General features: G+C 72.8%; 19 protein-coding genes. 8 read left to right on the top strand and 11 right to left on the bottom strand.

All coding sequences use genetic code 11. The features are described from left to right. Positions 1–442 precede the first annotated feature (442 nt). A complete protein-coding gene (locus tag ACZ516_RS02430) occupies positions 443–1,462 on the top strand; it encodes a small ribosomal subunit Rsm22 family protein (RefSeq protein ID WP_469008114.1) in 1,020 nt (339 codons plus the stop codon). Between the two features lies 1 nt (position 1,463). Here the strand turns inward: ACZ516_RS02430 and ACZ516_RS02425 are convergent, their stop codons facing one another. Further along, positions 1,464–1,964 carry a hypothetical protein gene (locus ACZ516_RS02425; RefSeq protein WP_358701287.1) on the bottom strand — a complete coding sequence of 167 codons (501 nt, stop codon included), beginning with the start codon at positions 1,962–1,964 and terminating at the stop codon, positions 1,464–1,466. Between the two features lie 190 nt (positions 1,965–2,154). Between ACZ516_RS02425 and ACZ516_RS02420 the strand changes: the two genes are divergently transcribed. Further along, positions 2,155–4,191 carry a glycoside hydrolase gene (locus ACZ516_RS02420; RefSeq protein ID WP_469008113.1) on the top strand — a complete coding sequence of 679 codons (2,037 nt, stop codon included), beginning with the start codon at positions 2,155–2,157 and terminating at the stop codon, positions 4,189–4,191. Between the two features lie 11 nt (positions 4,192–4,202). Here the strand turns inward: ACZ516_RS02420 and ddaH are convergent, their stop codons facing one another. Then, positions 4,203–5,096 (bottom strand): dimethylargininase, encoded by an 894-nt coding sequence (ddaH, locus tag ACZ516_RS02415; protein WP_469008700.1) that lies wholly within the window; start codon positions 5,094–5,096, stop codon positions 4,203–4,205. Positions 5,097–5,304: 208 nt separating this feature from the next. Beyond that, positions 5,305–5,487: a DUF6243 family protein gene (locus ACZ516_RS02410; RefSeq protein WP_358585616.1), complete on the bottom strand. Its 183-nt coding sequence runs from the start codon at positions 5,485–5,487 to the stop codon at positions 5,305–5,307. Positions 5,488–5,605: 118 nt separating this feature from the next. Between ACZ516_RS02410 and ACZ516_RS02405 the strand changes: the two genes are divergently transcribed. Then, a complete protein-coding gene (locus tag ACZ516_RS02405; RefSeq protein ID WP_469008111.1) occupies positions 5,606–6,250 on the top strand; it encodes a TetR/AcrR family transcriptional regulator in 645 nt (214 codons plus the stop codon). A 21-nt stretch (positions 6,251–6,271) separates the two neighbouring features. Here ACZ516_RS02405 and ACZ516_RS02400 read toward each other — a convergent pair whose 3' ends face one another. Then, positions 6,272–7,120 carry a glycerophosphodiester phosphodiesterase gene (locus ACZ516_RS02400; protein WP_358585619.1) on the bottom strand — a complete coding sequence of 283 codons (849 nt, stop codon included), beginning with the start codon at positions 7,118–7,120 and terminating at the stop codon, positions 6,272–6,274. A 175-nt stretch (positions 7,121–7,295) separates the two neighbouring features. On the opposite strand from ACZ516_RS02400, the gene ACZ516_RS02395 reads away from it, so the two are divergent. After that, the gene (locus tag ACZ516_RS02395) at positions 7,296–8,021 is read left to right on the top strand and encodes a bifunctional DNA primase/polymerase (RefSeq protein WP_358585621.1); all 726 of its coding nucleotides are present in this window, start codon (positions 7,296–7,298) and stop codon (positions 8,019–8,021) included. 36 nt (positions 8,022–8,057) lie between these two features. Here the strand turns inward: ACZ516_RS02395 and ACZ516_RS02390 are convergent, their stop codons facing one another. The 5 genes from ACZ516_RS02390 to map all read right to left on the bottom strand — a co-directional run bounded on the left by ACZ516_RS02390 (position 8,058) and on the right by map (position 13,750). Beyond that, the gene (locus ACZ516_RS02390) at positions 8,058–9,059 is read right to left on the bottom strand and encodes an SCO2278 family lipoprotein (RefSeq protein ID WP_361080663.1); all 1,002 of its coding nucleotides are present in this window, start codon (positions 9,057–9,059) and stop codon (positions 8,058–8,060) included. Between the two features lie 40 nt (positions 9,060–9,099). Next, a complete protein-coding gene (gene efeU, locus ACZ516_RS02385) occupies positions 9,100–9,948 on the bottom strand; it encodes an iron uptake transporter permease EfeU (RefSeq protein ID WP_361080661.1) in 849 nt (282 codons plus the stop codon). Positions 9,949–9,951: 3 nt separating this feature from the next. Then, positions 9,952–11,208, bottom strand: a complete 1,257-nt coding sequence (efeB, locus tag ACZ516_RS02380) for an iron uptake transporter deferrochelatase/peroxidase subunit (protein WP_469008110.1) — start codon at positions 11,206–11,208, stop codon at positions 9,952–9,954. A 15-nt stretch (positions 11,209–11,223) separates the two neighbouring features. Continuing rightward, positions 11,224–12,390, bottom strand: a complete 1,167-nt coding sequence (efeO, locus tag ACZ516_RS02375; protein ID WP_467464956.1) for an iron uptake system protein EfeO — start codon at positions 12,388–12,390, stop codon at positions 11,224–11,226. Positions 12,391–12,892: 502 nt separating this feature from the next. Next, complete coding sequence (gene map / locus ACZ516_RS02370; protein ID WP_469008108.1) at positions 12,893–13,750, bottom strand: type I methionyl aminopeptidase; 858 nt, start codon at positions 13,748–13,750, stop codon at positions 12,893–12,895. Positions 13,751–13,823: 73 nt separating this feature from the next. On the opposite strand from map, the gene ACZ516_RS02365 reads away from it, so the two are divergent. Further along, positions 13,824–14,045, top strand: coding sequence for a hypothetical protein (locus tag ACZ516_RS02365; RefSeq protein ID WP_358589685.1), 222 nt, complete (start codon positions 13,824–13,826; stop codon positions 14,043–14,045). Positions 14,046–14,656: 611 nt separating this feature from the next. Here the strand turns inward: ACZ516_RS02365 and ACZ516_RS02360 are convergent. Continuing rightward, a complete protein-coding gene (locus ACZ516_RS02360) occupies positions 14,657–15,274 on the bottom strand; it encodes a hypothetical protein (protein WP_469008106.1) in 618 nt (205 codons plus the stop codon). A gap of 79 nt (positions 15,275–15,353) precedes the next feature. Here ACZ516_RS02360 and ACZ516_RS02355 point away from each other — a divergent pair, with 79 nt between their 5' ends. The 3 genes from ACZ516_RS02355 to ACZ516_RS02345 all read left to right on the top strand — a co-directional run bounded on the left by ACZ516_RS02355 (position 15,354) and on the right by ACZ516_RS02345 (position 17,484). Then, positions 15,354–16,445, top strand: coding sequence for a sialidase family protein (locus ACZ516_RS02355; RefSeq protein ID WP_469008105.1), 1,092 nt, complete (start codon positions 15,354–15,356; stop codon positions 16,443–16,445). A gap of 35 nt (positions 16,446–16,480) precedes the next feature. Then, positions 16,481–17,209 carry an NADPH-dependent F420 reductase gene (gene npdG / locus ACZ516_RS02350; RefSeq protein ID WP_358913208.1) on the top strand — a complete coding sequence of 243 codons (729 nt, stop codon included), beginning with the start codon at positions 16,481–16,483 and terminating at the stop codon, positions 17,207–17,209. 86 nt (positions 17,210–17,295) lie between these two features. Continuing rightward, positions 17,296–17,484 carry a hypothetical protein gene (locus ACZ516_RS02345; protein ID WP_358589677.1) on the top strand — a complete coding sequence of 63 codons (189 nt, stop codon included), beginning with the start codon at positions 17,296–17,298 and terminating at the stop codon, positions 17,482–17,484. Here ACZ516_RS02345 and ACZ516_RS02340 read toward each other — a convergent pair. Next, a complete protein-coding gene (locus ACZ516_RS02340) occupies positions 17,474–18,277 on the bottom strand; it encodes a site-2 protease family protein (RefSeq protein ID WP_469008104.1) in 804 nt (267 codons plus the stop codon). The two genes, ACZ516_RS02345 and ACZ516_RS02340, sit on opposite strands and share 11 nt — an antisense overlap. Positions 18,278–18,349: the final 72 nt, after the last annotated feature.

Genomic DNA, 18,349 nt, shown 5'->3' with positions numbered 1-18,349 from the left:
CCGCGTGCGCGGCGCGTCTGTGGCCGCTCGCGCAGTTCCCCGCGCCCCTGAGGGGGCTTGTCCTGGGCCGGAACAGATAAGGGGCCGAGGTGGTACCTCCCCAGGGGCGCGGGGAACTGCGCGAGCAACCACGATGCAGCCGCAGGTACGTCCGGGAGTCGCCCTGGGCCGCGCAGGTGAGGGGCCGAGGTGGCACCCCCCCAGGGGCGCGGGGAACGGCGCGCTCAGCCCCGTACGACCCGCGCACGCGTCTGCCCGATGCCGCGGCAACCGCGTGCGCGGCGCGTCTGTGGCCGCTCGCGCAGTTCCCCGCGCCCCTGAGGGGGCTTGTCCTGGGCCGGAACAGATAAGGGGCCGAGGTGGTACCCCCCAGGGGCGCGGGGAACTGCGCGAGCAACCACGGAGGAGCCGCAGGTACGGCCGGGGCCCGTAGAATCGCTGGGTGAACGACCTGAACCTAGCGGCGCCGACCTCCCCGGCAGAGATCCTGAGCGGCGCCCTCGCGAGGGCGCTGGACGGGCTGGCGCCCACGCAGGCCTCGCAGGCCGTCACGCGGCTGATCGAGAACTACCGGGGAAGCACCCCGACCGACGCCCCGATCCTGCGGGACCGCGCCGACGTCACCGCCTACGCGGCCTACCGCATGCCCGCCACCTTCGAGGCGGTGCGCTCCGCACTGGCGGCCCTCGCCGACGCGGCCCCCGAGGGATGGGCGCCGGCCGGCCAGCTGGACGTCGGCGGCGGAACCGGCGCGGCGGTCTGGGCGGCCGCGGCGACCTGGGAGGGCGAGCGCGCCGTCACGGTCCTCGACTGGGCCGAGCCCGCACTCGCGCTTGGCCGGGAACTGGCGCGAAGCGCCCCGCAGCTGCGCGCCACCCGCTGGCAGCGCGCCCGCATCGGCGCCTCCCCCGAACTCGACGCCGCCGGCCTCGTCACCGTCTCGTACGTCCTGAAGGAGCTGACGCAGGCCGACCGACGCTCGGTCGTCGACGCGGCGGCAGCGGCGGCCACCGAGGCCGTCGTCATCGTGGAGCCCGGCACCCCCGACGGCTACACGCGCGTCCTGGAGGCCCGGGACCAGCTGCTCGCCGCCGGCTTCCGGATCGCGGCACCCTGCCCGCACAGCGCGGCGTGCCCCATCGAGCCGGGCACGGACTGGTGCCACTTCTCGGCCCGGGTCAGCAGGACGTCCCTGCACCGCCAGGTCAAGGGCGGCTCCCTGGCGTACGAGGACGAGAAGTTCAGCTACGTCGCGGCGACCCGCTTCGAGCCGCGCCCGCCGCGGGACCGGATCGTGCGCCGGCCCCAGATCCGCAAGGGCCAGGTGCTCCTCGACCTGTGCGGGGCCGAGGAGCAGCTGCGCCGGCAGACCGTGACCAAGCGGCACGGCGCCCTCTACCGCGCGGCCCGGGACGCGGACTGGGGCGACGCGTGGCCGCCCCCGTCCGCGTCACAGGAGTGACTCAGGCGCCCCAGGTGCCCTGGTCGACGGCGCAGTTCCAGCCGTTGCCGCGCACGTTGAACTTCACCTTGTAGCTGCGGGTGTTCAGCAGGTGCGTGCGCACCTTGACGCCGAGCTTGGCCTTGCCAGCGAGGCTCTTGTCGTAGACGGTGACGGTCTTCGACGTCTTGTGGGTGACCTTGCCGCCCTTGGGCGTGGCACTGCCGAAGCGGATGTTCTTGACGTTGGTCACCGTGAAGCTGACCTTCTTGAAGGTCTTGGTGCTCTTGTTCTTCAGCCCGAAGTACAGGCCGCCGTTGGTCACCCAGCCGTTCCGGTCGATCTGGAAACGGGAGGTGTAGACGATGTCGATCGGGCAGCCGGTGGTCCGCGGGGCGACACTCGGCGTGGCCGACGCGGCGCGCGGCGTCGGCTTCGTCGCCGCGGACGCGGCCCCCGCCATGCCGAGCTGACCGGCGGTGAGTGCTCCAGCGGTGGCCAGGACCGCGACGGACGTGCGCATGCGATTCACTGCGCTGATACCTCTTCTTCCCCCAGGGCCCCGGTGGGCCCACTGTTCGGTTCTCGTGGTGCGACGCGAAAAAGCCGTCTGTGGTTCCCGCGCGCCCGTATTGGTACCACGACGATCTCCGGCAAGGGCAGTCGCCCCGTTTCTCACAAGCCTCTTAGAAGCGGTGACTATCCACATCCCCATGACGACCGACACCAGTCCCCCCGGCCACAACCACGGCCACGACCACGTCCACCACCACGGCCACGCCCGCAGGCGGCCCGGGAGCCGACTCCTCGCCTCCTCCGTCGCCCTGGCCCTCGCAGCGGTCGCGGTGACCTCCTCCGCCCACGCCGCCGGCGCCGGACCCGCGCACGGCCGCCGCGTCGAACTCGCCGTCCACGGCGGGACGGCCGTCGTGGACACCGCGTCCCTCGCCGTACGCGCCCACACCCGCGACGGCCGCGACCTGACGCTCTCCGCCCCCGCCGGCACCGACCTCGGCCGCCCGGGACCGGTCACGCGCACCGGCGCCGCACAGGCCCGCTGGAGCTACCCCGAACGCGGCGTCGACGTCACCGCCCGCACCGACCACGGCCGCCTCTCGCTGCGCCTGACGGCCCACCGCGACACCTCCGTCAGCTGGCCCGTCACCGGCACCGACGCCACCGCCTCGGCGCTGCAACTGCCGCGCGGCGAGGGCCTGGACATCCCCGCCGGGGACCCCTTCTGGACCACCGGCGAAGGAGCGCTCGCGGGCAGCACCGTCGACGTCGGCGCCGAGCTGACCCTGCCGCTGTGGGGCTACTCCCTCGGCAGGGGCGCCGGCGTCAGCTACCTCACGCCCACCGACATCGGCACCACCCTCGGCTTCACCGCGCCCGGCGGCCGCCTGCGCGCCACCGCGCGGCACGCCTTCGACTCCGGCGAGGGCACCCGCGACTACACGGTCACCTTCGCGCTGACCGACGGCAACCCGGTCGCGCCCGCCGCCGACTACCGCTCCTACCTCACTGAACGCGGCCAACTCGGCAGCCTGCGCCGGAAGATCGCGAAGAACCCCGCCGTCGGCCGCCTCCTCGGCGCCTTCCACGCCTACACCTGGGGCGAGGCCCGTCAGACCGCGGGCATCGAGCGGCTCAGGAAGCTCGGCGTCGACCGGATGTGGCTCGGCTACGACGGCAAGCCCTACCCCGGCAGGGCGGCGGTGCGCGCCGCGCGGAAAGCCGGATACCTCATCGGCCCCTACGACTCCTTCGCCAACGGCCAGGACCCGAGGACCGCCGACGCCCCGAACGCGATCTGGCCCGGCACCGTCTACCCCGACTTCTGCGTCCGCGACGCGAAGGGCGAGCCGCGGACCGGTTTCGGCGGGCGCGGCTGCTACCTCAGCTCCCGCGCCTTCGCGCGGGCCGAGAAGACGCACCACTACCTCGCGGACCGCACCCGCTCGATGGTCGCCAACGGCGCCGACAGCTACTTCCTCGACGTCGACGCCACCGGCGAACTCTTCCGCGACCACGGCGAGGGCCACCGCATGACGAAGGCCGAGGACCGCGCCCACCGCCTCGCCCGGATGCGGCGCATCGCGGACCGGGGCCTGGTCCTCGGCTCGGAGAGCGCGCAGGCCTGGGCGAACAAGGCGGTGGCCTTCGACCACGGCGGCGCGACGCCGGTCGCCGACGGCGTGTGGCGGCTCCAGAAGGACCGCGAGAAGTGGGGCGGCTACTACCCCGAGAACGCCCCCGGGGTCTTCTTCAAGCCGGTCGACCTCCCCGCCGGTCTCGCCAAGGCGATGTACGACCCCCGCTACCGCGCCCCGCTCTACGAGACCGCCCTGCACGGCTCGCTCGTCAACACCGAGCGCTGGGAACTGTCGTACGAGAAGCTGCCCGCGCAGAAGACCACGCGCGCGCTGCTCGCGATGCTCTACAACACGCCCCTCAACTACGTACTGGACGGTGCCTCGCTGGACAAGCACGGCGCGGAACTGGCCGCACTCCAGCGGTACTTCGCGCCCCTGCACAAGGCGGCCGGCACCGAACAACTCACCGCGTTCCGGCAGGTGACCGCCGACCGCACCGTGCAGCGCACCGTCTTCGGCGAGGGCGTGCTGACGGTGACGGCCAACTTCGGGGCCACGGCGTACCGGGGGCTGCCGGGCGGCTGCGTCGACGCCCGCCTCAAGGGCGACGACGCGCCGCGCCGGCTCTGCCCGGCGAAGCTCCCCAGGGGCTAGGCCCGCAGGGGTCAGGTCCGCAGCTCCTGCGTGCAGCACTTCACGCTGCCGCCGCCCTTGAGCAGCTCGCCCAGGTCCATCCCGATGGGTTCGAAGCCGCGTGCCCGCAAGGGTTCGTAGAGCCCCAACGCGGCCTGGGGGAGCAGCACGTGAAGTCCGTCGGAGACGGCGTTGAGCCCGAGCGCCTCGGCGTCGGCCTCCTCGGCGATCACCGCGTCGGGGAACAGGCTCCGCAGGACCGCCCGGCTGCCGGGGGAGAAGGCGGGCGGGTAGTACATGACCTCGTCCGCCGCGTCGTCCAGGACGGCGAGCGCGGTGTCCAGGTGGTAGTAGCGCGGGTCGATGAGGTCGAGCCCGATCACCGGGCGGCCGAAGAACTCCTGCGCCTCGCCGTGCGAGAGGGGGCTGGCCCGGAAGCCGCGCCCGGCCAACACGTAGGAGGAGGTGACGGCGAAGTCGCCCTCGCCCTCGTTGATGTGCGTGGGTTCGTGGATGTCGGTGAAGCCGTGCGCGCGGAACCACTCCAGGTGGGCCGCCGCCTCCTTCTCCCGCTCCGCATAGGCGAAGCGCGCGCCGAGCACCCGCCCCTCCACGACGGTCGCGCCGTTCGCGGCGAAGACCATGTCGGGCAGGCCGGGGCGCGGGACCAGCTCCTCGACGGTGTGGCCGAGCGAGCGGTAGCGGTCGCGCAGGTCCTCCCACTGGGCGACGGCGAGCGGGACGTCGACCGGCTTGGCGGGGTCCATCCAGGGGTTGATGGAGTAGGTGACCTTGAAGTGTGCCGGTGGGCACATCAGATAGCGCCGGGGTGTGGCGCGCCGAGGAGAGCGAGGAAAACGGGACAACGAAGGCTCCTCACGTACCGCAGGGTCAGGTGCCGCCCACGCGGGGCGGCTGCTGCCCATGGTGCGGCAGTCGCCGCCCGCCGTGGGGCAGTTGCTGCCCATAGTGCGGTGCGAGAAGCCTCCGCGCTGTGCACCGAACGGGTGGTTGCCATCCCCGCCCCACCGTGCTCACGGCCCAACGCGGGTCGGTGCGGTGCGTAGGTCCGGCCTCGCCCGGCCCCGCCCCGCCTCGCCCGACCCCGCCCGGTCCATGCGGCGAGAGGCCCCCTCAAGGCCGGCCGGGCCTCTCGCGGCCCTCCATCAGCCTGCGCAGCAGTTCGCGCTTCTGGTCCTGGGCGCTGAGGCCGCCGCCGACGCGCCCGCCCCGGGCCGCGCCCCGCAGGGCCTGGCGGGGGAGATTGCTGCGGGTGCCGCCGACGCCCAGCATGCCTCCGGATCCACCTCGGGTCATGGTGCCCACCTCCATCGAGTAGACGAGACGCTCCGTCTCGCTTCGGGGTCCACTCTGAACGAGACGCAGCGTCTTGTCAAGACGGTACGTATCGTTCGACCGCTGGTACCTTCGAGGCATGGCCCAGAAGACCTCCCCTGACTCCACGCGCCGCAGCGAACGTTCGCGCCGCGCGATCTACGACGCCGCCCTGGCCCTCGTCGGCGAGGTCGGCTACGCCAAGCTGACGATCGAGGCCATCGCGGCCCGCGCCGGCGTCGGCAAGCAGACGATCTACCGCTGGTGGCCGTCCAAGGGAGCCGTGCTGCTCGACGCCTTCCTCGACCTCGGCGCGCAGGCCGCCGAGGCCGCGAGCCGGCAGGCCGGCGAGAGCGTGACCCAGACCGAGATCACGAACTCCGGGGACCTGGAGGCCGACCTCAAGTTCGTCATGCGGGCCACCGTCGACGAGTTCAACGACCCCAAGTACGACGCCCCCTACCGCGCGCTGGCCGCCGAGGGCCTGCTCAACCCCGAACTGGGCGCCGAGTTCGTGGAGAAGCTCCTCGAACCGCAGTTCCAGCTCTTCGTGAAGCGCCTGCGCCAGGCCCAGGATGCGGGGCACGTCCTGCCCGACGTCGACCCCCGCATCGCCCTGGAACTGTGGTCGAGCCCGCTGGCCCAGCGCTGGCTGATGCGCTCGGGCCCCCTCACCCACGCCTACGCGGACAAGCTCGTCGAGTACGCCCTGTACGGCATCGCCAGCCGCCCCGCGACCTCCTGACGAGGCCGGCCGGCGACCCGGCTACGCCCGCCGGCCGGGCCGCGCCGGCTCGATCGGCGTACGCGACAGGAGCCCTGGGGCGTCCGTGATGACGCCGTTGCAGCCGAGCCGCAGCACGCGGTCGCGCTGCTTCGGCGTGGTCACCGTGTGCGCCCACACCCGCGGGACGCCCGAGTTCACCGCGCGCACCAGGTCCCGGTCGCGCGCCTTGTGGTCCACGTCCAGGACGTCCACGTACGCGGCCCAGCGCTCGGGCCGGTCGGTGCGCAGCTGCGCCTTGGAGCGCCACAGCTGCGCCAGCAGGCCGAGCTCGTGGGCGCGCCGCGCCACCGCGGGGCTGTTGGAGTTGACGAAGACCGAGCGGGCCAGGCCCCGGGAGCGGATCAGCCGGGCCAGCTCGTCGAGGCCGTGCGGGTCCTTGGCCTCCAGCATCAGCATGATCCGCCCGCCGAACCGGTCCAGGACCTCCTCGACCGTCGGCGCCCGCTCCGGACGCCACCGGCCCGGCAGCGAGGCGTCGGGCCGCAGCACGACACCGCGCCAGGTGTACCGGTCGAACATCCGCACCGGGCCCATCGCGTAGGTGGTGCGGTCCAGGGTCCTGTCGTGCATGACCACCGGCGTGCCGTCGCGCAGTATCCGCGTGTCGAAGTCGATGACCTGCGCGGTGCCCCGCTCGTACGCGGCGAGCAGCCCCGCCATGCTGTTCTCCGGCACCTCCAGGGCACCGCCGCGGTGCGCGGTGTAGACGACGCGGGGCAGCGCGTCCACGGTCAGGGGCCCCCGGCCCCACTCGATCGGGGCGAGGAAGCCGCTCGGTGCCGTGAGGGCCAGCGCCGTGAGGCCTGTCAGCGCAGTCCTAATGACCATGGCGACACCGTAGGGGGGTACAGGGCAAATCACCACTTAGTAGGCGATGAGGGGGTATGGCGGGCAGCGCCTGGCGTCCCCCCGGCCACCCCGGATGCGGCCTCCGGCCCCCGCGGGCGCAGGATGGTGGGACCATGGGTCAAGCTTTCGGCACAACGGCGAGGTGAGGGGCTAGATGGGCGCGGAGTTCGGCAGCCGGTCCGGCGGGCAGGGCAGGATTTCCCAGTGGCTTCGCCGTCGTCCCAAGGACACGACGGCCGACGACCGGGCCCGTGAGGACCTGCTGCGCGCCGCCGCGGCCGCCGGGCTGCCCCTCGCCCCGGCCGCACACCCCTCGGGCTACCGATGTTCCTGCGACCGCGTCGGCTGCCCCACGCCCGCCCGCCACCCCGTCTCCTTCGCCTGGCAGACGCAGTCCACGACCGACCCCGGCCAGATCGAGCGGTGGGCCCGCGACCAGCCGCAGGCGAACTTCATCACCGCGACCGGCATGGTCCACGACGTCCTCGACGTGCCGCTGGACGCCGGCCGCGAGGCACTGCGCCGCCTTCTCGAAGCGGGCATCGACGTCGGCCCCGTGGCCGAGTCGGGCGACGACCGGATGCTCTTCTACACCGCCACCCGCGGCACCCCCGAGGACGAGGACGAGTGGTGGCCCTGTGAGCTGGACTGCCACCCCGAGACGATGGACGAGCACCCGGGCCTGCGCTGGCACTGCCGCGGCTCCTACGTGCTTGTGCCGCCCGCCCGGCTCCCCGGTGACCTGGACGTGCGCTGGGTGCGCGGCCCCGAGCACCCGCTGCCGGACCCGCTGACGCTCCTGGAGACCCTCACCGACGAGTGCGCGCGGTTCGCGGACGGCCCCCGGCAGGAGACGGCCGCCTGGCCACTGGGCGGCTGACGACGCGCCCGCTGGGCTTTGCTGGACCTACTGGGCTTACTGGTCGCCCTTCGCGCCCGTGAGCCCTTGGATGCGGCCGAGGAAGGCGACCTTGTCGCCGCCGGACCTCGGCGGGTCCAGGACCACCTGGTTGGCGACGCGCTCCAGCGTCACCGACTGCCGCACCTCGCCCTTCAGGAGCGCCTTGACGTCCGGGTCGAGACGCAGGTCGATGCCCTTGGCGGCCGTCTGCCGCTCGTAGTGGTGCGTGGCGAAGAAGACCAGCGCCCCGCCGTCCTTCGTACGCAGCCCCACGGGGGCGAAGTCACCGGAGTCCATGGGGTAGTCCAGGTACTGCACGCCCACCCCGAGCCGCTTGGTGTTCCGGTCGCGCAGCGCCTTCCACTTCGACGTGTGGTCGCCCGGCGCGAACGTGTCGCCGCCCGACTTCAGATACGCCGTGTACGCCTTGCCCAGCTTCCGCGGCGCCACCGCCACGTCCGCCGCGCCGACCGCCACGGGCACCGCCCACCCGTCCTCGTCCTTCTTCAGTCGGGGCACCTTGCCGGGCGCCACGAGGTTCAGATAGGACGCCTCCCACTGCCGGCCGGGGCCGCCCTTGGTGAAGATCCACAGCCAGCGCGCGTCCCCGCGGCCGCCGACCTTGCGGTTGGCCTCGGCGTCGACGAGGAACCAGCGCGGCCAACCGGCCTTCTTCGGGATGGCGTACGACACGTCCGTCAGCCTCAGCGGCGTCGCCCCGGGGTTGCCCGCCGGGTGCTGGACGCGCCGCGACCGCAGGCCCGCCTGGTTGATGGCGCCCAGCGGACCGGTGACCCGGGCGGCGTCGGCGGCCGGGTCGTACGTCCTCTCCGCCTTGTTGTAGGCGGCCAGGAAGGCTTCGAGTGCCTGGGCGGCCTCGGCCTTCGTCGCCGCGGGGACGACCTCCCGCTCGCCGTGCACCGTCACGCACCCGGTCACCGCCACCGACAGGGCACCCGCCGCGGCCACCGCCGCGAACGGCCCGCGGACACCGCGAAATCTGCGCACCTTGCTCATGGGGGTCCCCTCACCTACGCCCTTCTCCCGGGCCCGAACCCTACCGGGGCGGCGCGGTGGCCTCGGCGGCGGCCGGGGGGCTGCTCGCCTTGCGGGCCGGGGCGAAGAAGAACACCAGGGTGGGGACCAGATACAGCAGCCAGACCACGACCTGAAGCACCGTCGGATCGGGCTGGAAGTTGAAGACGCCCTTCAGGAGCGTGCCGTACCAGCTGTCCGGCGGGATCGTCGTGCTGATGTCGAACGCCTTGTCCCGCAGCCCGCCGACGAACTCCGCCTCCTGGAGGTCGTGCACGCCGTACGCGAGCACGCCCGCCGCCACCACGACCAGCATGGCGCCGGTCCAGGTGAAGAACTTCGCGAGGTTGATGCGCAGTGCGCCCCGGTAGAACAGCCAGCCGAGGACGACCGCCGTCAGCAGCCCGAGGAGCACGCCGAGCAGCGGCCCGTGCGAACCGTCGCTGGAGGCCCGCACCGACGCCCACACGAACAGGGCCGTCTCCAGGCCCTCCCGGCCCACCGCGAGGAACGCGGTCGCCACCAGCGCGGCCGTGCCCATCTGGAGGGCCGAGTCCAGCTTGCCGTGCAGTTCGGCCTTCAGGTGCCGCGCCGTGCGCCGCATCCAGAAGACCATCCACGTCACCAGTGCCACCGCGACGATCGACAGCGAACCGCCGAGGGCCTCCTGGGCCTGGAAGGTCAGCTCCTGCGAGCCGAAGGTCAGCGCGCAGCCGAAGCCGAGCGCGAGCGCCACCGCGACGCCGATGCCGGTCCAGATCGGTGCCAGCGCGTCCCGCCGCCCGGTCTTCACCAGGTAGGCGATGAGGATGCAGACGACCAGGCTGGCCTCGAGACCCTCGCGCAGACCGATCAGATAGTTGCCGAACATCGGCTACGCCTCCCCGGTGAACAGGCCCCTGCCCCACCAGTCGTCCTTGTCGCGGACGCCCGGCGGGACCGCGAAGACCGCGGAACCCACGTGCTGGATGTACTCGTTGAGCGCGTCGGAGCGCGCCAGATTGCGCTGGACCGGGATGAAACCGGTGCGCACGTCCCGCTGGTAGGCGAGGAAGAACAGCCCCGCGTCCAGCCGGCCGAGGCCGTCGGTGCCGTCCGTGAAGGAGTAGCCGCGGCGCAGGATCGTCGCCCCGTCGTTGGCGTCGGGGTGCGCGAGCCGCACATGCGCGCCGGGCTTCATCGCCTTCAGGAACGGCTCGTCGTGCTCCTTGGCCTTGCCGACCGGGGCGCCCTCGCCCTTGTCGCGCCCGAACACGTCCTCCTGCTCACCGAGCGAGGTGCGGTCCCACGTCTCGATGTTCATCCGGATGCGGCGCGCCACGAGGTAGGAGCCGCCCGCCAGCCAGTCGGGCCCGTCCTTCTCGCCGACCCACACGTGCTTGGCCAGCGCCGCCGTGTCCTGCCCGGAGACGTTGCGCGTGCCGTCCTTGAAACCGAAGAGATTGCGGGGCGTGTGCGCGTCCGGCGTCGTCGAGGACGTCTTGCCGAAGCCGAGCTGCGACCAGCGCACGGCGACCTTGCCGAAGCCGATGCGGGCGAGGTTGCGGATGGCGTGCACCGCCACCTGCGGGTCGTCCGCGCAGGCCTGCACGCACAGGTCGCCGCCGCTGCGGGCCCGATCGAGGTTGTCGCCGGGGAATTTGGGCAGCTCGACCAAGGCCTCCGGCCGCCGCTCGGCAAGGTCGAACTTCTCGAACAGGGAGGGCCCGAAGCCGATCGTCAGCGTCAACCGGGACGGCTTGAGGCCGAGCGCCTCACCGGTGTCGTCGGGCGGCGCCTCGGCGAGTCCGCCGTGCGCGCCCTCGCCGACGGTGTGGCCGGCGGTCATCCGCGCGGCCGCGCTCGTCCAGTCCTTGAGGAGCTGGACGAACTCCGCGCGGTCGTCCGTCTTCACGTCGAACGCCGCGAAGTGCAGCCGGTCCTGCACGGGCGTGGCGATGCCGGCCTGGTGCGCGCCGTGGAAGGGGACGGCGCCGCCCGTCTCCCCGGCGGGAGCCACCTCGTCGCCGGAGCGGGTCACCGCCACCGCGCCGCCGGCCACGGCGGCGCCGAGCGCGAGCCCGGCGCCGCCCCAGCCGAGCAGCGAACGCCGGGACGGCACGCGGGTGTCGTGGGTGTTGTCGTCAGGCATCGGGTCCCCCAGCCGCTACTTGGTCTTCGCGACGGCCGCGGCCAGCTTCGACAGCGGCTCGGCGAGCGCGTTGACCCCGTCGGACAGCTCCTTGCGGTCCGCCTTGGCGACCTTGTCGTAGGAGGTGAAGTCGTAGGAGTCCTTGCCGCCCTCGCGGTACTTCTCCAGGAGCTTGTCCAGGGCCGCGAACTGCTTGTCGAGCTCCTTCGTGAGCTTCGGGTCGTTCTCGGCGGCGACGGGCTTCAGCAGCTCGTAGGACTTCTCGGCGCCCTCGACGTTGGCCTTGAAGTCGACCAGGTCGGTGTGGGAGTAGCGCTCCTCCTCCCCGGTGACCTTGCCGGTGGCGACCTCGTCGAGCAGCTCCTTGGCGCCGTTGGCCATGGAGGTCGGGGTGATCACGGCCTTGCCGACGCGCTGCTGCCAGTCCTTGAGGTCCTTGTCGAGAAGGGTGGCCAGCTCCTTCTCGCGCTTGCCGATCTTCTTGTCCTTCCACAGGGCCCGCTCCAGACGGTGCCAGCCCGTCCAGTCCTTCTCCGGGTCCTGGCCGTCCTCCAGGCCGTCCTCGCGGAAGTCGACCTTCGGGTCGATGTCGCCGAAGGACTCGGCGACCGGCTCGGTGCGCTCCCAGCCGATGCGGGAGTCGGCGTACGCCTTCTTCGCGGCCGCCAGATCGCCCTCGCGCACGGCGTCGGTGAAGATCTTCGTCCTCGGCAGCGTCTCGTCGGCCTGGGCCTGGGCGTACGCGCGGTAGGCGGCGACGGCCCGGTCCAGGCGCGGGTCGCGCTTCGCCGTCTTCCCGCCGCCGGTGACGGTGACCTTCTGGCGGATGCCGTCGCCCTTCATGCCGGGCTTGCAGGCGATCTCGTACGCGCCGGCCTTCACCTCGGCGGTGAGCTTCTGCTTGGTGCCGGGGCCGATGTTCTCGCGCTCGCTCACGATGCGGTCGTCGGGGAAGAGGAGGTAGACCTCGGTGACCTTCGAGCCCTTGTTCTCGATGGCCAGCTCGACGTGCCCGGCGGTCAGCTTCTTCTTGGAGACCTCGCACTTGTCGTCGGTGGCGGTCACCCGCACGCTGTGCGCGCCATCGCCCTTGGCGTCGCTCTTCTCCGTGCAGCCCGTGACGGCGGTCAGGGCGGCCGCGGTGGCGACAGCGGTGACGACGGACAGGCGGACAGGTCGCACGGGTCGCATAGAGGGCTCCAAGACGGGTCACTGACGAACGCGAACCCCACCGCGGCCGGTGAGGCGGACCTAACTTAACCGACCCTTACCACGCTGATACCCGCCCGGTCAGTGATTCAGCTCTCAAGCGGGCCCGCCGCTCACGGGCCGATCACGGGCGGGCGATGGAGCGCCCATGAGGGAGTAAAGCGATGGTCAAGTCGGGGAGGGGGCGTGCCCCTGTGACCTGGGACCTGTGACCTGGCACCTGGGGCCCGGGGGCGGGGCCCGGGGGTGGCCGGGTCGCCGCGCAGGGCGCCGGCGCCGTCGTCCAGGGCGCGGTACAGGAACCAGAACTGTTCCGTGTACCGCGCGATGGCGTCGACGCCGAGGCCGCCGCCGAGGAGGCCGCGGATGAAGGCCGAGGTCTCGGCCCGGGGTCCCTCATGGACGCGCCGCTCATCCCGTTCTCGGCGGTCATCCGGTCCGCGTCGCGCGAGCAGCACACGGAGGGGCTTGGGGCTCAGGGCAGTGTGAGGATCTCCGCCCCGGTGTCCGTCACCACCAGCGTGTGCTCGAACTGCGCGGTGCGCTTCCTGTCCTTGGTGACGACGGTCCAGCCGTCGTCCCACATGTCGTACTCGTGGGTGCCGAGCGTCAGCATCGGCTCGATCGTGAACGTCATGCCGGGCTTGATGGTGGTCGTCGCGTGCGGGCTGTCGTAGTGCGGGACGATCAGGCCGGAGTGGAAGGACGTGTTGATGCCGTGACCGGTGAAGTCACGCACGACGCCGTAGCCGAAGCGCCTCGCGTACGACTCGATGACGCGGCCGATGATGTTGATCTGGCGGCCGGGCTTGACGGCCTTGATGGCGCGGTCGAGGGATTCGCGGGTCCGCTCCACCAGCAGCCTCGACTCCTCGTCGACGTCGCCGACGAGGTAGGTGGCGTTGTTGTCGCCGTGCACGCCGCCGATGTACGCCGTGACGTCGAGGTTGATGATGTCGCCGTCCTTCAGGACGGTGGAGTCGGGGATCCCGTGGCAGATGACCTCGTTGATCGAACTGCACAGCGACTTCGGGAAGCCCCGGTAGCCGAGCGTGGAGGGGTAGGCGCCGTGGTCGCACATGTACTCGTGCGCGACGCGGTCCAGCTCATCGGTGGTCACCCCCGGGGCGATGTGCTTCGCGGCCTCCGCCATCGCCTGCGCGGCGATGCGGCCCGCGGTGCGCATCAGCTCGATGGTCTCGGGGGTCTGCACCTCGGGCCCCTTGTACGGGGTGGGGGCGGGCTTGCCCACATACTCCGGGCGCCTGATGTTGCCGGGAACGGAACGGACGGGAGAGAGCTCCCCTGGGACGAGCAGTGACTGGCCAGACATGCCGGCGAGTCTAGCCAGCCGTCTCGGGGCACGATGGCGTCAGGAACGACGTCGGGAACGAGAGGAGCGGGACATGGCGCTGTTCAAGAAGCGGACGGTCGGCAAGCCGGGGGAGTGGTACTACTGCCTGGAGCACCAGAAGGTGGAGGAGGGCCCCGACTGCCCCGGCAAGGACCGGATGGGGCCGTACGCCTCGCGGCCGGAGGCGGAAGCGGCGATGCGGACGGCCGCGGAGCGGAATCTCCAGTGGGAGAATGATCCTCGGTGGCATGACAGGGCGGGGGGCGAGGGCTGAGCCTGGCCTCGCCGGTTCTCCCGGGTGCGTCGGGCCGCGGGGTCCCCTGGCCGGGGGCTTCGGGCGGTGCCCGGTGTGGCGGCCGGCCTCTTCGCCGTGGTTTTCCCACCCACCCGCCCGATACTCGGCATCGAGCCGCGGGGTCCCGTCGCCGCCGGTTTCGGGCGGTGCCCGGTGTGGCGGCCGGCCTCTTCGCCGTGGTTTTCCCACCCACCCGCCCGATACTCGGCATCGAGCTGCGAGGTCCCGTCGCCGCCGGTTTCGGGCGGTGCCCGGTGTGGCGGCCGGCCTCTTCGCCGCTGCGCGGAGGTTCTCCCACCCACCCACCCGATACTCGGCGTCGAGCCGCGGGGTCCCGTCGCCGCCGGTTTCGGGCGGTGCCCGGTGTGGCGGTCAGCCCTTCGCCGCTTCGCGGCGGGTTTCCCCACCCGCTCGGTCGTCGCCGGTGCCTCACGGGGCGTGACGCGGGGTGCCGGGTGGGTGGGTGGGAAAACCGCCGCGCAGCGGCGAAACCGAGCCGAGAGGGGCCGAGCCGGGAAGGGGCGTCGGTATGGCCGCGAAGCGGCGGGGGCCGAGCCGGGAGGGCCTGCCGGGGCCGTGGACGGTGGCCGTTACCACCGGGTGGGCGGCGGGGCCGTCAGATGGTCGGTGAGGCGGGAGAGCCGGTCCCGGAAGCGGCGACGGCCCCGCACCGCGGGCAACGCGTTCTCCCCGGCCGCCGCACTCACCAGATGCTGCACCGTGTCCAGGTCGAGATCGTCCCCCGGCTCACCCCCCGGCCCCGGCACGGCCAGCGCCTCATGCGCCAGCGCCCCCAGATCCCGGTCCCCCGCGTCGAGCGCGAGCACGGTCGCCCCGGCCCGCCGCGCGTCGTGCACGCGCGTCAGCAGCTCCGCGTCCGGCGCGTCCGGCGCCACCACCAGCAGCGTCTCGCCGCGCCGCGCGGCCTCGATCCGGCCGAGCCCGGTCGACAGGTGCGCGGGATCGGCGGCGAGGACCCGGTGGCGTACGAGCGTCGGGGTCAGCTCCGGCGTGCCCGACCAGGCCGCCTCGTCCACCAGGTGCGCGGCCAGGTGCCAGGGCTCGTACGCCCGCGTGCCCACCAGGAGCAGCCCGCCGCCGTGCGGCACGACGGACGAACGCAGGGCGCCCGCGAAGCGGCGCGTGGCCCCGAGCCACTCGGTCCCGGCGAGCACTTCGCGCAGCAGCGCGACCCGTACGGCGTCCATGGCGCCGCATCCTGCACCAACGGAGCACTCGTGACCCGGAGTTCACCGGGAATTCCCCCGGAGTGGGGAAGCCCGCACCATGACTTATGAGACGTCTGTTCCCTTCCGGGCGGGCCGCGAGGGCTACGCGAGCTTCCGCATACCGGCCGTCGTCACCACGGGCCCCACCCCCGGCCCCCCTACCGTCCTCGCCTTCTGCGAGGGCCGCGTCGGATCCCAGGAGGACTTCGGCGACATCGACATCGTCCTCAAGCGCTCCGTCGACGGCGGCCGCACCTGGGGCCCGCTCCAGGTCGTCGGCAAGAACGGCGCCGACCTCGCGGGCAACCCCGCCCCCGTCGTCCTCGCCGACGGCCGCGTCCTGCTCGTCCAGGTCAGGAACGCCGCCGCGGCCACCGAGGACGCCATCCGGCGCGGCAAGGTCTCCGCGGCCGCCGGCCGGCGCGTGTGGGTGCAGCACAGCGACGACGACGGCCGCACCTGGTCCGCCCCGCGCGAGATCACCGCCTCGGTGAAGAAGCCCGCCTGGCGGTGGTACGCGACCGGGCCCGGGCACGCCCTCCAGCTCACCACCGGCCGCGTCGTCGTCCCCGCCAACCACTCCCTGCCGCCGTCCGGCTCGGACACCGGCACCGAGGGCAGGTACAACGGCGGCCACTGCCTCCTCAGCGACGACGCCGGCGCCACCTGGCGCATCGGCTACATCGACGACAACACCAACGGCTACATCAACGTGAACGAGACCACCGCCGCCGAACTCCCCGACGGACGCCTCTACTTCAACACCCGCAACGACTCCCCGGCCCCCGGCAGCCGCGCCGACGCCCACTCCCGCGACGGCGGCCGCGGCCTCGTCAGGCCCTTCCGCCCCCAGGCCTGCCTCACCGGCCCCGTGGTCGAGGGCAGCGTCCTGCAGGTGCGCGACCCCGACCTGCTCCTCTTCTCCGGCCCCGCCGACCCCGGCTTCCGCGCCCTGATGACCGTGCGCCGCTCCACCGACGGCGGCACCACCTGGCGGCCCGTGCACACCGTCGACGGGTTGCCCGCCGCGTACTCCGACCTCGTACGCCTCGACGAGGAGACCATCGGCCTGCTCTACGAGACGGGGGACTTCGGCGCGTACGAGACGATCACCTTCCGGCGCATCCCGCTGGCCGAACTGGTGAACTGACGTGACCACCTGTGACCGCTGAGTAAGGTCACCCCATGACCTCTACAGACAGTGCCGCAGACCGTGCTCAGAACGCCCCCGCCAAGGCCCCGGCCAAGGACCCCTGGGAGCTGCCCGACGTGTCGGGGCTCGTCGTCGGTGTCCTCGGCGGCACCGGCGACCAGGGGCGGGGCCTGGCCTACCGCCTGGCCCGCGCCGGACAGAAGGTGATCATCGGCTCCCGTGCGGCGGAGCGCGCCCGGGCCGCCGCCGACGAGCTGGGCCTCGGCGTCGAGGGCGCCGAGAACGCGGAGTGCGCGCGGCGCAGCGACATCGTGATCGTCGCCGTGCCGTGGGACGGCCACGGCAAGACCCTCGAAGCCCTGCGCGAGGACCTGCGCGGCAAGCTCGTCATCGACTGCGTCAACCCCCTCGGCTTCGACAAGAAGGGCGCCTACGCCCTCAAGCCCGAGGAGGGCAGCGCCGCCGAGCAGGCCGCCGCCCTGCTGCCGGACTCCCGCGTCACCGCCGCCTTCCACCACCTGTCGGCCGTCCTGCTCCAGGACGCCGACGTCGAGGAGATCGACACCGACGTCATGGTCCTCGGCGAGAGCCGCGCCGACACGGACCTCGTGCAGGCGCTGGCCGCCCGCATCCCCGGCATGCGGGGCGTCTTCGCCGGCCGGCTGCGCAACGCCCACCAGGTGGAGTCGCTGGTCGCCAACCTGATCTCCGTCAACCGCCGCTACAAGGCGCACGCGGGGCTGCGCGTCACCGACGTATAGGGCGCGGGCGGGCATGGGGGACACTGGACGCGTACGACCGCACGCCCCCGGGCGTCCCCCGCCGCATCCGACAGGAGCCGACCCCCATGCCCCGCCTCGCTCTGTACGCCCTCGTGGTCTGCGCCCTCGCCGTCGCCGCCGCCGTGCTCTCCTTCGCGCGGGGCAGCTGGCTCGGCGTCGTGTGGGTGCTGCTCGCGGGCCTCGCGTCGAACATGGCGTGGTTCTACCTGCGGCGGGCCAAGCTGCGGCGGGACGCGGCCGCGCCTACGAGCTGAGGGCCCGCGGCACCTCCTGCGAGCCGGCCCAGAAGCGGTACAGGTCCCGGCCCCAGTAGGTGTCCCGCTCGCTGACGCCGAGGCCGCGCAGGAGCGCGTGGACCGCGTCGAAGAAGGCCTCGTTGGCCTGCGGGAGCCACAGCACGGCGAAGACCGCGAGGAGCCCGAACGGCGCGAACGGCTCCACCTGGCGGCGGAACGCGGGCGAGAGCCAGGGCTCGAGCACGCCGTAGCCGTCCAGGCCGGGGACGGGCAGGAAGTTCAGGATCGCCGCCGTCACCTGGAGCAGGGCGAGGAAGGCGAGCGCGTAGCGGAACACGGCGGGCACGCCGTCCAGGGCGTGCAGCCAGAACGGCGCCGTGCAGACCAGCGCGAACAGTACGTTCGTCAGCGGGCCCGCCGCCGAGATCAGGCTGTGCCGCAGGCGGCCCCGGATCCGGCCCCGCTCGATGAAGACCGCGCCGCCCGGCAGCCCGATGCCGCCCGCGATCACGAACAGCACCGGCAGCACGATGCTCAGCAGGGCGTGCGTGTACTTCAACGGGTTCAGCGTCAGATAGCCCTTCGCGCCGACCGAGATGTCCCCGCCGTGCAGCGCCGTACGCGCGTGGGCGTACTCGTGCAGGCACAGCGAGACGATCCAGGCGGCCGTCACGAAGAGGAACACGGCCGGCCCGGGGGACGTCCCGAAACCGGTCCAGGCGGCCCAGCCGGAGACCGCGGCGACGGCGGCGATCCCGAGAAAGACGGGACTGATCCGCCGGTCACTGCCGCGGAGAGGGGCGGTGGTCATGAGGTGGAACTCCCGAAGTCCTCGGACCGCACGGACGCACGGCGCGTGGCGACGATATCGGTCCCCCACCGA

Source organism: Streptomyces sp. NPDC034037 (assembly GCF_055575715.1).
The sequence above is the reverse complement of the archived record's forward strand: the minus strand, read 5'-3'. Positions and strand labels throughout refer to the sequence as shown.

Bases quoted from the DNA above. Each gene is read 5' to 3' on its own strand.
- ACZ516_RS02425 (WP_358701287.1), bottom strand. From the start codon at position 1,964: ATGCGCACGTCCGTCGCGGTCCTGGCCACCGCTGGAGCACTCACCGCC.
- ACZ516_RS02420 (WP_469008113.1), top strand. From the start codon at position 2,155: ATGACGACCGACACCAGTCCCCCCGGCCACAACCACGGCCACGACCAC.
- ddaH (WP_469008700.1), bottom strand. From the start codon at position 5,096: ATGGGCAGCAGCCGCCCCGCGTGGGCGGCACCTGACCCTGCGGTACGT.
- ACZ516_RS02410 (WP_358585616.1), bottom strand. From the start codon at position 5,487: ATGACCCGAGGTGGATCCGGAGGCATGCTGGGCGTCGGCGGCACCCGC.
- ACZ516_RS02405 (WP_469008111.1), top strand. From the start codon at position 5,606: ATGGCCCAGAAGACCTCCCCTGACTCCACGCGCCGCAGCGAACGTTCG.
- ACZ516_RS02400 (WP_358585619.1), bottom strand. From the start codon at position 7,120: ATGGTCATTAGGACTGCGCTGACAGGCCTCACGGCGCTGGCCCTCACG.
- ACZ516_RS02395 (WP_358585621.1), top strand. From the start codon at position 7,296: ATGGGCGCGGAGTTCGGCAGCCGGTCCGGCGGGCAGGGCAGGATTTCC.
- ACZ516_RS02390 (WP_361080663.1), bottom strand. From the start codon at position 9,059: ATGAGCAAGGTGCGCAGATTTCGCGGTGTCCGCGGGCCGTTCGCGGCG.
- efeU (WP_361080661.1), bottom strand. From the start codon at position 9,948: ATGTTCGGCAACTATCTGATCGGTCTGCGCGAGGGTCTCGAGGCCAGC.
- efeB (WP_469008110.1), bottom strand. From the start codon at position 11,208: ATGCCTGACGACAACACCCACGACACCCGCGTGCCGTCCCGGCGTTCG.
- map (WP_469008108.1), bottom strand. From the start codon at position 13,750: ATGTCTGGCCAGTCACTGCTCGTCCCAGGGGAGCTCTCTCCCGTCCGT.
- ACZ516_RS02365 (WP_358589685.1), top strand. From the start codon at position 13,824: ATGGCGCTGTTCAAGAAGCGGACGGTCGGCAAGCCGGGGGAGTGGTAC.
- ACZ516_RS02360 (WP_469008106.1), bottom strand. From the start codon at position 15,274: ATGGACGCCGTACGGGTCGCGCTGCTGCGCGAAGTGCTCGCCGGGACC.
- ACZ516_RS02355 (WP_469008105.1), top strand. From the start codon at position 15,354: ATGACTTATGAGACGTCTGTTCCCTTCCGGGCGGGCCGCGAGGGCTAC.
- npdG (WP_358913208.1), top strand. From the start codon at position 16,481: ATGACCTCTACAGACAGTGCCGCAGACCGTGCTCAGAACGCCCCCGCC.
- ACZ516_RS02345 (WP_358589677.1), top strand. From the start codon at position 17,296: ATGCCCCGCCTCGCTCTGTACGCCCTCGTGGTCTGCGCCCTCGCCGTC.
- ACZ516_RS02340 (WP_469008104.1), bottom strand. From the start codon at position 18,277: ATGACCACCGCCCCTCTCCGCGGCAGTGACCGGCGGATCAGTCCCGTC.